The organism is Dictyobacter halimunensis, from assembly GCF_036245075.1.
The window spans coordinates 3,343,098-3,357,411 of sequence record NZ_BSRI01000002.1; the positions used below are offsets into that span (position 1 = coordinate 3,343,098).

The 14,314-nt window shown below is 57.6% G+C and carries 8 protein-coding genes; 2 read left to right on the plus strand and 6 right to left on the minus strand.

Annotated features, from left to right (window positions below; genetic code table 11):
- Positions 1-29: 29 nt before the first annotated feature.
- Positions 30-194, minus strand: coding sequence for a hypothetical protein (locus AABA21_RS27915; protein ID WP_160145872.1), 165 nt, complete (start codon positions 192-194; stop codon positions 30-32).
- Between the two features lie 782 nt (positions 195-976).
- Between AABA21_RS27915 and AABA21_RS27920 the strand changes: the two genes are divergently transcribed.
- Positions 977-2,389 (plus strand): deoxyribodipyrimidine photo-lyase, encoded by a 1,413-nt coding sequence (locus tag AABA21_RS27920; protein WP_338255272.1) that lies wholly within the window; start codon positions 977-979, stop codon positions 2,387-2,389.
- Positions 2,390-2,435: 46 nt separating this feature from the next.
- Here AABA21_RS27920 and AABA21_RS27925 read toward each other — a convergent pair whose 3' ends face one another.
- The 5 genes from AABA21_RS27925 to AABA21_RS27945 form a co-directional block, all read right to left on the minus strand.
- Positions 2,436-6,038 carry an AAA family ATPase gene (locus AABA21_RS27925; protein WP_338255273.1) on the minus strand — a complete coding sequence of 1,201 codons (3,603 nt, stop codon included), beginning with the start codon at positions 6,036-6,038 and terminating at the stop codon, positions 2,436-2,438.
- Positions 6,039-6,312: 274 nt separating this feature from the next.
- Positions 6,313-6,549 (minus strand): hypothetical protein, encoded by a 237-nt coding sequence (locus AABA21_RS27930; RefSeq protein ID WP_338255274.1) that lies wholly within the window; start codon positions 6,547-6,549, stop codon positions 6,313-6,315.
- Entirely contained in the window at positions 6,546-8,462 is a 1,917-nt protein-coding gene (locus AABA21_RS27935; protein WP_338255276.1) for a DUF4012 domain-containing protein, read from the minus strand. The genes AABA21_RS27930 and AABA21_RS27935 overlap by 4 nt, the downstream gene beginning before the upstream one ends.
- A gap of 226 nt (positions 8,463-8,688) precedes the next feature.
- Positions 8,689-9,945: a DUF4097 family beta strand repeat-containing protein gene (locus tag AABA21_RS27940; RefSeq protein WP_338255277.1), complete on the minus strand. Its 1,257-nt coding sequence runs from the start codon at positions 9,943-9,945 to the stop codon at positions 8,689-8,691.
- 419 nt (positions 9,946-10,364) lie between these two features.
- Positions 10,365-12,740: a DUF4012 domain-containing protein gene (locus AABA21_RS27945; RefSeq protein ID WP_338255278.1), complete on the minus strand. Its 2,376-nt coding sequence runs from the start codon at positions 12,738-12,740 to the stop codon at positions 10,365-10,367.
- A gap of 702 nt (positions 12,741-13,442) precedes the next feature.
- Here AABA21_RS27945 and AABA21_RS27950 point away from each other — a divergent pair.
- Entirely contained in the window at positions 13,443-14,294 is an 852-nt protein-coding gene (locus tag AABA21_RS27950; protein WP_338255280.1) for a polyphosphate kinase 2 family protein, read from the plus strand.
- Positions 14,295-14,314 lie beyond the last annotated feature (20 nt).

Consider the following 14,314-nt stretch of genomic DNA (forward strand, 5'->3'; position numbering starts at 1 on the left):
GTTGCCCATGGCCTGATAGAAGTTCGTAACTACTTTTTGTTGCTGCTGGCCGCTGCTTCGGCCTGTTTCTTTACCAGTAAGGGGGCGTGCTGCTCGCAGAAGCGGAAGCTGCGTCCGCCGGCCAGTAACTGGGCATAGGCGGCTGGCTCGCCGCAGGTATCGCAGCGCCCCACATGTGTTTTAACTGCCTTCATATCGAAATGAAAACCTCCTCGTGCGGTCAGATTATATATAACCGCCGATATCAGAATATATTCAAGCTAGAAGCATAGATCACTTTTATGATACCACAAAACGAGAGGGAATGGGTTTAATTCCCCTCACCCTGGGGGCCCGTGAGCGCCCCCACACGCGCGTCCGCTGCGCGGCCGCCCTGGTTTTTTGGTGCTGGTGCATCTGCGCACCCGATGCACCAGCACCAAAAAATTTGTTGTCTTATGTAAGACTTTGGCGATTTTCTTCTCTATTAATAGCTCTTAATGGAGATATGAAAGAATCGGGTGAGCCTGTGAAGGGAGTTCAGGCGCGTAACGCGCCATTAAGCCTCGTCAAAGAGCGTGTAAAGCGACTGCAGGTATACTATCTTCAGTGGTGAGCAATGAGCAATGGGGTGCCAATCAGTTCTGTTGAGCGGGCCTCCGGATGCGGAAATGACGCGGGATGCCGGAATGGTGTTGAGCCAGGCTCCATGCGTTCCGTTCCTTCCTCGCTTCGTCCCGTTGACGTTGCAGGCTTGTTCCAGACAAATCGTTGGTTGTTGCTCCCACAAAAGATAAACCTCAAGCGGGAACGTTGTTCTGGCGGCGTGACTGCTTGAATTCCTTGTCTCCCCCCACCAAACGGAGAAGAGATGGATACGAGTATTGGCGTATCCATCTCTTCTCCGTTTTTGGTACCCTCTTTATGATCCTCGTGGCGTCTTCTTGCGGAAACGCTTTAAATGGTTAGAAGAACTGTGGAGGGATCGTCTTTCGTTATGACTGATATCGGCTCTTTTTTCGCGCGAGATGAGCGCGTACAGATCTATCGTCCGGGCGATTGCGCGGAGCAGGGGGAATATGTGCTGTACTGGATGCAGCATTCGCAGCGCGGACATGATAATCCGGCGCTGAACGCGGCGATCGCGCTGGGGAATCAGCTCAAGCTGCCCGTGGTGGTTCTGTTTGTGCTGACGGAGTATCCGGCGGCTAATCTACGTCACTATACCTTTATGCTGGAGGGTCTGGCAGTTACCGCAAGGGATCTACGTAAGCGCGGTACGCCGTTGATCATTCGGCACGGTGATCCAGCGCGGGAGGTGACGCGCCTGGCGCGTGAGCTGCCTGTGGCGGCGGTCATCTGCGATCAATGTGAGCTGCGTACCCCACGTGGCTGGCGGAAAGAGGTGCAGGAGCGTCTGCAGGTGCCGTTCGCCTGTGTGGATGGTGATGTGGTGGTGCCCTCAAAGTTTTTCCCCAAGGCCGAGTACGCCGCCCGTACCCTACGTCCCAAGATCGAGCGCCTACTGCCGACGTATCTGCAGCCGGTGGTGGATGCGTCGCCGGCGCACAATCTATCGAAAGCTCCCTGTGATCCGGGGCAGACGGACAATCCTCTGGTGTATCTGGAGCAGTTGAAGATTGATCGCAGTGTCGAGCCTTCCTCGTTGCTGCACGGGGGACAGGACGAGGGCCGTAAGGCGGTGCAGCGTCTGCTCCACGAGCGTCTGTACTACTATTCGGAGCGCCGCAACGATCCTTTAAAGGCCGGAACTAGCGAGATCTCGCCGTACCTGCACTTTGGCCAGCTCTCTGTGCAGCAGCTGGCCTGGGATGTGGAGCGATATGAGCCACCAGAGACGGGAAGCGCGAAGATCGACATTACCGGTGGGCGCGCGGCCTACCTGGAGGAATTGATCGTGCGCCGCGAACTGGCCATCAATTTTGCCTGGCGTAATCTTCACTATGACACGCTGGCGGGCTGTCCCGACTGGGGCATCAAGACGCTGCGCAAGCATCAGCAGGATCCACGCGAGTGGCTCTATACGCGCGATGAGCTTGAGCAGGCCCGTACACATGACGAGCTGTGGAACGCGAGCCAGCTGGAGATGGTGCGTACCGGTCGTATGCACGGCTACATGCGTATGTACTGGGGCAAGAAGATCCTTGAGTGGAGCGAGACGCCGGAGGAGGCTTTTGCCTGCGCGGTCTATCTCAATGATAAGTACGAGCTGGATGGCCGCGATGCCAACGGCTACGTCGGTATCAGCTGGGCCATTGGCGGGCTGCACGATCGACCCTGGAAGGAGCGCCCGATCTTTGGCCTCGTACGCTATATGTCCGCCGAAGGCCTGAAGCGTAAATTCGATATCGCGGCCTACATCGCCAAATACGCCAAACACCCCGCGTAAATTGGGGCCTCGCGTCCGATTACAAAATCGGACGCGAGGCCCGAACCTATGTTTGGGCTTCGGCGTGGGCGTCGACGGGGACTTCGATGCGGGTGGACGGTTCGCGGATGTCGATTTCGAGCTTGCCGTCGATGGCGCTGACGTGTACTTCTCCGTTCTGGGGAATGTTGGCCAGCAGGATACGCAGGCTCAGGGGGACCGTCAGGAGGCGCTCGATGACGCGGCGCAGGGGGCGCGCACCCTGGGTCTGGCTGAAGCCTTCTTTGCAGAGCAGGTCGATGGCGCTGTCCTCGGCGTGCAGGATCAGCCCTTGCTCCAGTAGACGAGCCGCCAGTTCGTTGATCTGCAGGCGCGTAATCGAGTGCGTCTGCTCCTGGTTGAGCGGATGGAAGATGACGACGTCATCGATGCGATTGAGAAACTCCGGTCGGAAGGTCTCGCGCAGGCGATCCATCAGTCGATCGCGCTGCATCTCTTCGGCGGTCCCTTTGATGCTGGCGCGGAATCCACTGGGCATTGAGCGTCCCAGCATGTCCGTTCCGACGTTCGAGGTCATGATCCAGATGGCATGCTGCGCGTCCACGGTATGCCCCTGGGCATCCGTCAGGCGACCGGCGTCAAAGACCTGCAGGAACAGGTCGAAGACCTCAGGATGGGCCTTTTCTAGCTCATCGAGCAGGACCACGCAGTGCGGTCGTCGCCGCAGCTTGCCCGTCAATTGACCTTCCTGGTCGTAGCCTACATACCCAGGAGGGGCGCCGATCATGCGCGAGACGGAATGCTTCTCCATGTACTCCGACATATCGACGCGAATCAGGTGCTCATCGGACCCGAAGACCTCGGCGGCCAGCGCGCGCGCCAGCTCTGTTTTGCCGACGCCGGTTGGTCCCAGGAACATAAATACACCGGCGGGGCGATTGCGCGGCTTGAGGCCCGCTCGTGATACCTGAATCGCCTGGGCCACGCGCTTGACCGCTTCATCCTGGCCGATCACGCGCGATTTGAGGCGCGATTCCAGGCTGAGCAGGCGGTCGCGCTCCTCGCGGCCGGGTGCCCGCACCGGTATCCCGGTGCGCGATGAGATGATCTCCGCGATCATGGCGGCGGTAATTACCGGCTGCGCGCCGATCTCATCCAGATCATCCTGCTGCTGCGATTCATCTTCGATGGAGAAGACGCGTGCCTGCGAACAGGCCTCGTCGAGCACGCTACAGGCTTTGTCGGGCAGGCGCAGATTGGGCAGGTATTGTACCGAGAGGTGGACCGCGGCCTGCAGGGCCTCGTCGGTGATCGAGGCATGGTGATGCTCTTCGTAGAGGTCGCGCATCCCCTGTAAGATGACCAGCGCGTCCTCCGGCGATGGCTCCTCAATCAGGATCGGGCGCAGGCGGCGCTCCATGGCGGCGTCCTTCTCGATCAGGCGATATTCCTGTGGGGTAGTGGCGCCGATGCAGCGCAGGCGGCCACCCGCCAGCGCGGGTTTGAGGATGCCCGCGGCATCAATGCTGCCGTCGGCTGCGCGTCCGGTGCCGATCAGCAGGTGCATCTCGTCGATGAAGAGGATAATATTGCCACCGGTCTCGGCCTCTTCCAATACCTTCAGCAGGCGTTCCTCAAATTCGCCGCGATACTTGGTGCCGGCGACCAGCGAGCTGGCGGAGAGCTCGATCAGGCGCTTGCCGCGCAGTTCCGGTGGCACCTTGCCATCGACGATGCGCTGGGCCAGTCCCGCGACAATCGTGGTCTTACCCACGCCCGAATCGCCGATCAGGATGGGATTGTTGCGGTCCTTGAGCATCAGCGTCTGCATCAGCTGGCGTAGCTCTTTTTCGCGACCGATCAGGGGCGGCAGCTGCTTGTTGCTGGCCTGCTTCGTCAGGTCGCGTCCCAATTTTTCCAGGGCCGAGTTGCTGCCCTTGGCGATTGCTTCGGGATTGATTGCACCCTGTAGCTCATCGGCGGCGCGCTCCTGGTTCGAGGTGGCCGATGGGACCAGTTCGAGCAGCGCGTGGGCGTTGCTGGCCAGGATCATCTCGATGAGCTGGGTAGGATTGATGCCCAGCTTGGTGAGCAGCTCATGCGTCACTCCGTCGCCTTCGCTTAAGACCGCCTGGGCGATGGCTCGCTCATCTACCGAGGAGGAGCCCGCGTTGATGGCGTTGCTCTCGGCCGTCTGTAAAATTTCTTTGCAGCGCCGGGTCGGAAGGATAGGTGTGTCGCTGGTGGCTTTACCCGAGCCCAGGGCCAGGCGAATGACGTCGCGTACCTGTTTGGGCGAGAAGCCCAGACTGCGCAGGGCATCCTGCGTACAGCCGCCATCCAGTTTGGTGAGGGCGATAAAGAGGTGCGGCGTCCCCAGATAGTCCTTATGCATGCGGCGTGCCTCGCCCAGCGCGAACTCCAGCACCGCCTTCATGAAGCGGCGGTCTGGTGAGTTGCCCGAGGAGAGCAGGGGCGACATCAACTGGCTATCGTCGAACGGATCAATATGCTGCTCAAACTGCCGCTCCTTATTCGAGAGCGTGCTGACCACCAGGCGTTGGGTTGGATCGCCATACAGCACAAATGAGAGCCAGGAGGTATCGTCGCTGTAGTGCTGGGCCATGGCGATGCGCGCCCGGCGCATGGCCTCACCCAGGGTGACACCATCGGCGATATCCTGGTAGAAGAGCATCATGAACTCGCGGGCCTTACTGGCCGGTATCGGCCAGCGTTGTACCACTACGGAGCCCGCTCCGGCCGCCAGAATAGAGCCGGCCAGCCGTTCCATCTGCTCATCGCGATCCAGTATAGTGTGTTGCGCGCCCGTGGCGTTGCGGGTGGCGCGCTCTTCTTCGTGATAGCTGAGAAATACCAGTGGATGCTTTGGCAGTCCCTGCAGGAGCTGCTCGAGGGCGCCTTTATCCAGTTGTGAGTTCCCGGCCAGCGCCAGGGCTGGCTCATTATCCGCCGTATTCACGGGGAGCGGGCCGGCATAGTGCAGCACATGGGGTGCTTCCGAGCTGATGCGTACTCGCATCTCCAGCTGGTTGGCCTGCTGCCGATAGAGAATGATACGTGTCACCGACTCTGGTAAACCGGTACAGAGCGAGGCGACCTCCTCTTCGGCGGTCGGCCGCTCGCTGGTAGGATTGACCAGGAAAAGCACCGATAGCCCCTGGGTGTCGCGTTTATTGGCCTTACTACGGGTCACGCGATCAAGGCTGGCGCCGCGCTGGGTCTGCTCACGATCCTGTAGCAGAAGCCGTCCAACGCTCAGCGCCTGGCAGATATAGCGCCTGGATTTGGTGCTGTTATCATAGAGGAGCTCCCAGGGAATATCAGGCGTATTGGTGCTGATAAGCAAGGTGGAATCAAGTCGACGTAACGATTCCTGGAGTGGAGCCGGGAGTAAGGAGTCGAAAAGAAAGCGGCCTAGCGTAAGTAAGGCCTCATTGGTGGGCCCAAACTTCTGCGTCTGAGATTGGCGGCGTACCTCGCTATGTTGACCGGTCTGGTTGATTGTTTGTAACGCGCGTCGAAGGCGTTCACGTAGCTCAGGCGTAATGTCCGTGCTATATTCCTGGCCGATGGGGCCATCGGGAAGATCAAGACGAAACCGGTAACTTGCTTCTGTACGTATGATGCTTAATAGGGCTGGTTGTTCCATGAATACTTCTCTTCCACAATCTTCCCGTCAATCGTAATATCTACGACTGCTACAAAAACACACACGAGTTCTCGGCAAAAGCAGTATACGTGTCTCAACCTCTATGTGTCAATAGTTCGGATTATTCAGAGATTGTTTTTGCTAGCGTCGATATTAGACAGGGCGAGGAAAAAATCTACCTTAATTATATCACGTCCGTGCGCTTATGGTGATAACTAATACCGCTATCGATGTGCAGGATCGCCAGATTGTGTTTTGTCTGCGGTACCGGAATCTATACCCTGGTTGCCATATTGCAACTTCCACGGGCCGCCGGGGATGGCGTGAAGCGTCGATCCTCGTCCATGACGCCCTGAAAGTGCAGGCTACCACTGCGCATCCGCTGACACGCCTCGCTGGTGGACTGAATGGTCAGATCGACCTCTGGCTGTGTGCTGGCCTGGCGCTGTATGAGCAGGCTATAGGGATGGTTCCCTGTAGGGGGAACGTACCAGGAAAGGGTGACCGTCATAGTACAATTTTGGGGATGATGACCCAGCCAGCGAACATGGCGCGTCCAGGCTCGTCGCTTTGCGTGTTGGTAGGGGGGCCGATGTGATCCATGGGATGCGGCTCGCCATAGTATGGATCCCCTAAGATCCAGGTCGCGTAGCCGGACTGCGCCATGTCGGGTGGACACATGAGGGCGCCATCCCCGTAAATATTGGTGTGCGGGCAGCGTGGATAGCCCGCGCCGCCGCACAGGGGATGGGCGTAACCAGCATCAAAGCCGTTGCCTCCAAGGAGGGTACTGGCGGGCGGAACATAAATACGTACATAATCCCGATAGGTGTCAAAGCCATAGACGGGTCCGTTCTGCGTATAGATCAGGCGTAGCTTCAGGAGATGGGTGGCGCCACCCCGGTCGTCGAGCGTGACCGTATCCTGGATATGCGTATGGACATACTGCGAGGCTTTATTTGTACTGAGGTTGGCCTGCACCACGAAGAGTCCATCGTGCTCGGACGAGCGATCAATCTCGCTGGCCGCTCCATAGCTGGCCAGCAGCCGCTGCAACTGGGGGTTATTGACATAGATCTGGAGGTTCCTGGTCTGCAGATCGTGTAACAGTCCTCCCGTCAGGTGGAGAAGCTCAGCGGGCGAAGAGTGGCGCACACGATCCAGCAGGGCATTCGAGAGGCGGCGGGTGAACAGCTTGCGCGCCTGGTTGCTGGCGATCAAAGGATCGGTCGGGGTCTGCCGAACTTTTTCGATGATGATCTCCTTCAAGATGCCCCGGTTATCTAGCTGATAGTAGTGCAGCCGTTCCTCCATGTTCTGAGCGGTGATCGTCTCGTGGTAGAGCGGAATCGTCACGGGCCCAAGAATTTCGAGGGCGTGGGTGATCAGCAGGGGAGAGCAGAGGATGACGCCGTCGAGGTTTTTGTCAAATTCGTGCTGATAGACCTTGATGGCCAGTCGGGCCGAGGTCGGGAAATCGGCCGACAGATTGGCGTCGCGCAGCCCCCAGTTGGCGATGGGCCACCAGCTGAATGGCTCTGGTGGCCGCATTCCCAGTACCCGGCTGGTGGGATTATGCTCTTCAATTGGCCCGATGTCTTTCAGGGCGAACGGGGCGACGCGGCCACGGTCGATCGAGAGCTCGCCAAACTGGCCCGTGAAGCCGCCGGTGGGCCGCAGTTCGGCCCGGTCCATGGTCTGGACCAGCAGGGTGCGTGGTTCATTGACGCCTAGCAGCCAGCTCACGGCGTTGAACAGGGTATCTTTCTCCAGCAGTTCGTTGTGGATCTGCGCCATGGCCTGCAGCAGCGCTGTGAGCTGTTGCCGTTGACCGTCATTAAGAGGTAGAGAGGCCGGTATAACCTGCCTGGCCTCGGAGCGCATGCGCGTGATGCGCGGCAGGGCGTAATCCAGGTTCTGGCGCACTATCTCCAGGGTCTGCCGCGTCACAAGCGGTTGTTGCTGTTGGTTGGGAAACAGCTCATGGAGCGTACTGAATACCTGCTGCCCGATGGCCGTGGCGTCGGACCCGATACGGCTGAGGGCGCGCAGCGACTGTAGTTGCTGTGGAAATAGTACCGGTCCCAGGCTCATGAGTGGATCGCTGTCCAGCTTGCGCTGCAGGCGGTAGAAATCTTTATGGGCGCCTGCCATCTCCTGTTGCGCGGCTCGCAACCTGTTGTCATCCAGCGTATGTCCCTGGGGACCGCTAAAGAGCGCCTGGATGGTATAAAGGTGCTGCATGCCGCTGCGGGCCTGGCCGTAGATGACCAGGGCATCCAATCCGCTCAATAGCGTCAGGCTCAGTGGAAAGAGCAGCAGCACAATCAGCGTAATGCGCACCGGGCGTGAGAGTTGTCGGAAGCGTGACCTGGCCCGCCATGCAGCCTGCTGTATCCGCGTGTTGTTCCGCTCTTTAAGCATCTATTTAATACCCTTGAAGGACATCATGTGTGGTCGGGATAAGTGCCCAAGCTGATCTATGGTGAATTGATTCTACACCCCACAACGTTCCCGGAAGGTATTTTGACGAGGATACATGTGCCCCTTCCCGTACGATAATCGGACGCGAGGTCCGAACGTATGGGGAGGGGTAATCGGACGCGAGGTCCGAACATATGGGATGGGGCATCGGGCGTGATGTCCGGATTTACGGGGTGCGTTGGATGGTGATGCGGCCGCTGCCGGTTTTGGCGCTGATGCGGGCGCGTGGACCGTTGCCGATTTCGCTACCGCCGAATTCGTTGCGGACTCCGCCGGAGCCGGTGGAGGCGCTGAGACTGAAGGATGAGCCAGATGGGAGCGCGAGATTGATGGAGCCGCTGCCAGTTTTAAATGATGAGTTGCCCAGCGGATCAAGCGAGCCGACGAAGCTGATGGAGCCGCTGCCGGTTTTAAATGATGAGCTGCCATTGAGGTTGCTCGGCCCGATCTCGATGCGGCCGCTGCCTGTGGTCATCTCTACCTGTCCGTTCAGGTCCGTTCCCTCGATGGAGCCGCTGCCGGTTTTGAGAGCGAGGCTGCCCTGGAGGTGGTTGGTCGTGATGGTGCCACTGCCGGTGCGCAGCTCGATACGGCCCCTCAGATTGTCGGCGTTGATCGTGCCGCTGCCGGTGATAGCGGCTACCTGACCCTGTAGCGCGTTGAGCGCAATGGAGCCGCTACCTGTGCGCAGCTTGAGGTCGCCGGATACGTCCTGTACCTGTATGTTGCCGGCGCCATTTTTGATCTGCAGATCGCAATTCTCGGGGACCATAATCTCCAGATCGATGCGCCGGAAGCCAAATTGCAGGGGCGACCAGCGCAGCTCGCTACTGACCGTGATATGGTCCCCCTGCTGATCATAGTTCAACGGTATATTGTCCGCCGTGGCCCAGGGACCGCTGATGCGTTTAGTGGGTGCGATGGTGATCTGGCGCTGCTCTCCCCGGCGCACAGTGACGGTGCCATAGACATTATTGACTACCAGCTGGGCGTGCTCCTGAATGGGAAACGTCTCGACCGGCATTGGGATAGTGATGACGTGCCAGTTGCTGGCTATCAGGGTGCCACCTCCCACAACGATAACGGCCAGCGCCGCCCAGAGCAGCCAGCCTCCAATGATATGGACCGTACTGCCGATAATGATGCCGATGATGAGAACGGCCAGGATGGATATGATGCCTCCCATGCCGCGCTGAGCTTCTGGTTTGGGACGCAGCTTCTCGCCTTCCGCCTCACGGAACCAGCTATCATCCTGCGCGTATGAGCTCGCATAACCATCCTCATAGCGGCGCTCCTGATAGGTATAGGGAGGTATAGCTGACAGCGGTGATGGCTGTTCGCGTGGATCGCTATTGGCTACCCGTTCGGGTGCTGGAGCCTGCCTCTGCTCCTGCTGATAATAATCGCCTTCCTGGCTTTGCATGCTCTGGCTCTCCTTGAAAATATACTCTACCATAACATACGTTCCACACTCCCAAAAGTTCAAATATATCTCCTCATCGTGGGGCACATGCGCGCCCCCACACGGGCGTCCGCATTCGCGGCCGCACCGGTTTTTTATATTGGTGCATGGGGCGCGCATCCGCGCCCCATGCACCAATATAAAACTGATTCGTGAGCATCGCAGGCGATCAACAGTCTATTGAATGTCTGGCGCAACAGGGGCGCATTTGCGCCCCTGTTGCGCCAGACATTCAAAACCGGTGCGTCCGCGTCAGCGGCCGCTTGTGCTGGATGAGCACGCGCCTATCTTCTGGTTGAACAACACGTCTTTTGACATGTCGGTTCTGTAGTGGATGGCGGATGGTGGCGTTTGACCTTTGCATGCGGCTGGCTGGATGTTCAGGCGATAATCGGGATTGGTGCCTGCCTGGCGCTGTACATAGTACTGGTAGCTCTGGGCGGAATGCGCCGGTACGTACCAGGAGAGCCTGACGGTTGCCTGGCAGTTTTGGGGATGACCACGTAGCCACCGATCATGCCGCGCTGCGGGATATCGCTCTTGAAGTTGTCGGGTCCACCTACTTTGTCCAGAGGATGATCCTCGCCGACGAACTGGTCGTAGAGCATGGGCGAGGCGAAGCCGGCGATGTACTGTCCCGGAGGGCAGACCAGCTCTTTATGCGGATAGACGTTCGTTTTAGGACAATCGCCGAGCACGCCTCCGCATAGGGGATCGCCGGTGTCGAAGCCGCTGCCAGAGCGGAACTTGGTGTTGGTCGGCACATAGACACGCAGGTAATCCCGGTAGGTGTCAAAGCCATACACCGGCCCGGTCTGCTGATAGTTAAAGAACATGGTCAGGTTGTGGGTGGCGCCACCTTTGCTGTCGAGCTGCACGTTGTCGGTAAAGGTGGTCTGGACATATTGTGAAGCCTTGCTGACGCTGACGTTGGTCTGGTCGATGTAGAGGCCGTCGCGGTTGGGCGAGCGATCCATCGCGCCAGCCAGGTTGTTTTGCTTCAGAACGTTTTCGAGCGTTGGATTGGTGAAATAGACCTGCAGGTCGCGTGTCTGCATGTCCGCGAGCATCTGCTGGGTGATGCCCAGCAATTCTTTGAGCGGTGCCTGCCGGATATGGTCGATCAGCGTGTGCGCGAGGGCCGACGTGAACATCTTGCGCGCCGATTCATCATCGTTGATGTGCTCGATGCGTTTCTCTTTAGCGATACCAGGATGCGAGAGCTGATAGTAGTGCAGCTTGTCTTCAAGGTTCTGGGCCGTGATGGTCTCCTGATAGCGTGGAATCGTGATCGGCCCGGTGGCCCGCAGAACGTGCTGGATGGTGATGGGCGTGAACAGGATTACCCCGTCGACCGATTTGTTGAGCTCCGCCTTGTAGCGATTCATTTCCAGGTTGGCGGAGGTAGGGAAATCAGCCGACAGGTTGGCGTCGCGTAGCCCCCAGTTGGCGAAGGGCCACCAGGAGCGATACTCTTCCGGCGCCACATTGCCATACGTGGGACTGGTATCGCTATATTCCAACAGGGCGATATTCTGGAGCGAGAAGGGTGCCACGCGACCATTGTGGATCGATAATTCTCCATATTGTCCGGTAAAGCCACCGGTGGCGCGCAGTTCACCACGGTCCATGGTCTGCACCAGAAAGTTACGCGGCTGGTCTACACCCAGCAGCCAACCGAGCGAGCTGACCAGGTTAGGATTGGCTCTGGCTGTGGCGATGACCTGGGACAGGATCTGGAGCGCCGAGTTGATCTGATTGCGCTGATCCGAGCTCATTGGCAGCAGATTCAGCGATAACTGCTTTGACTGTGTTTGTATGCTTTCCAGTTTTGGCAAGATACGATTGAAGGCTAGCTGCATCTGCTTGAACTGAGTCGCGGTAATCAGGGGCGCCTTACTGTTGCTTAGCAGACTCCCCTGCAGCTGCGGCGCCAGTAGGAGTCCTGTGTTGACAGCTTCCTGTCCGATGCTGGTGATATCGAGGCCGATCTGGCTGGCGGCGTGCGCGCTTCTAAAATAAGGTGCGAGTTGTGGCGCGAACTGTGGCGCTGACTCCAGCCAGGGGGTTGTGTTCAAAATGGTCTGCACCTGCTCGAAATTGTGCCGGGCCGCCGTCAGCTCGATCTGCGACTGCGCCAGTTTGCTGGGGTCCAGCAACTTTTTGCTGGCGCCACTGCCTTGTGGTGGACTGCTTAGTAGATCTTTCACGGCCCGTAAATGGTTGAAGCCGTTGATGGTATCGGCTCCCAGAGTGCCCAGGGTTATAGAAGCCTGGAGTGCATAGCCGCCCGACAAGACAAGGGGCATGGCGGTTCCCAGGCAGAGGATACCGAGTAAAATAAAGTTGAGTATCGCCAGTTTCGATGCTTGCCTTTTCCTCTTGAGAGAGTCGCGAATGAAGGTGCGCTGCAACTTCTGTTGGAGGCGACGAGAGTAGCGATGCCGACGCAGAAATTGCCGTCTCCAGATAATTTGCGTCTGTTGTGAACCGATATCCGGGGAAGAGGCAACGCTGCCTGTGGTCTGCGATAGAGCTTTCACGGGGTCCAGGAGGTCAATCTCCTGCTGTTGAGGAGGCGTGAGGACATAGGCCCCCTCTGGTAAGGGATTCACCGGTGTTTCGGAAATTAACAAATTATCCATGGGGATAGTCGAGGAAGATGGAGCAGTCTGTGAATCGCTGGCACTGGTAGCCTGGGCCGGCTCTGGGAGAGGTTGCAGTTCGACACCATCGGTGTCATGTGCGTGTAACATTCATAACCTCTTATATAGTAAGTTTTGTAAAGCTCCAATAACTGACTGATGTTTATTATGCTTATAGTTGATAATAGGAATTAAAACAGAAGCATACATAAGTTATAACGCCCGTATCTATGCTTGTGTTTCACTTTTGTTCCCGGCACCTGACTAATGTCACACCTGTTGGTTGCTATGGCAGGCTTTTTTTTCTGGCGGCATGCGGTTTGCAGAATAGGTCTTACTCTTGTCACCTTGGAGGTATGTGAGCGCCCCCGCACGCGCGTCCGCTGCGCAGCCGCGCTCGTTTTTGTATGTTGGTGCATCGGGTGCGCATTCGCGCACCCGATGCACCAACACACAATGGACTCGTGAGCACCGTAGGTGCGAAAGCTCAGGCGTTCCGCAGGCGATAATCATGAGCGTGGGATATGCTCCCAAGGCTTATATTATCTGTACGTTACTGGTGAATAGAAAGGGGACAGCAGGATGTATGAGTCATCCCGAACTTTTGAAAAAGTTCGCAAAACCGGGCAGGAGGGCTAGCCGCCCTCCTGCACCTCCCGCATTGGGAGCGCGGAAACCGTTTTCGGATTTTTCAAAAGTTCGGGATGACTCATACGTGAAACGGTCCTTCGATTTTAAGTGCATGTATCCGGTTATTGCCTTGGAGAGTGTTAAAAAAATAAGTGTATCGACTGAGAAAGGATGGAGCCCATAATGAGCGATGATTTGTTATGGAAAGTTCCCGAAGGGGAGCACGTCAAATTAAAGAAGTATGATCCGGGTTATGTGCATCCTTCATTCAAGCACGATGAGGCGGATGAAGCGCTGGCACAACTGGGCCGTGAGATAGATGAGCTGCAGGAACTGCTGTCGGCGGCCCAGCACCATAGCCTGCTGATGGTCTTGCAGGGGATGGATACCAGTGGCAAGGATGGCACGATTCGCCATGTCTTTTCGAACATGAATCCGCAGGGCTGTAGCGTGACCTCGTTTAAGGTGCCGACGCCTGAGGAGGCTGCGCACGATTTTCTTTGGCGTATCAACAACGTGACCCCTCCCAAAGGTGTGATCGGTGTTTTTAATCGTTCGCAGTATGAGGATGTGCTGGTAGTGCGAGTCCACAATCTGGTGCCCGAGGATGTCTGGCAGCGGCGCTATAAAGAGATCAACCATTTTGAGAAGCGGCTGGCCGACAACGGGACGATCATCCTCAAGTTCTTTTTGCATATCAGCCAGGATGAGCAGGCAGAGCGCTTGCAGGCCCGTGTCGATGAAAAAGATAAGGCCTGGAAGATTTCGAGCAGCGATTTCGTTGAGCGGCAGTACTGGGATGACTATCAACAGGCCTATGAGGATGCTTTGAGCCAGTGTAGTACCAATGAGGCGCCGTGGTATATCGTGCCGGCCAACCATAAGTGGTATCGTAACCTGGCGATCGCGCAGACGCTGGTCGATACCATGCGTAAGTATAAAGATGAATGGAAGTCCGATCTTGAGGAGCGTGGCCGCAAGGAGCTGGAAGCGTTGCAGCAACTTCGTGACAGCGGCAAGATCAAGGGACTATAGCCTGCGCCGTCCGGACGGTC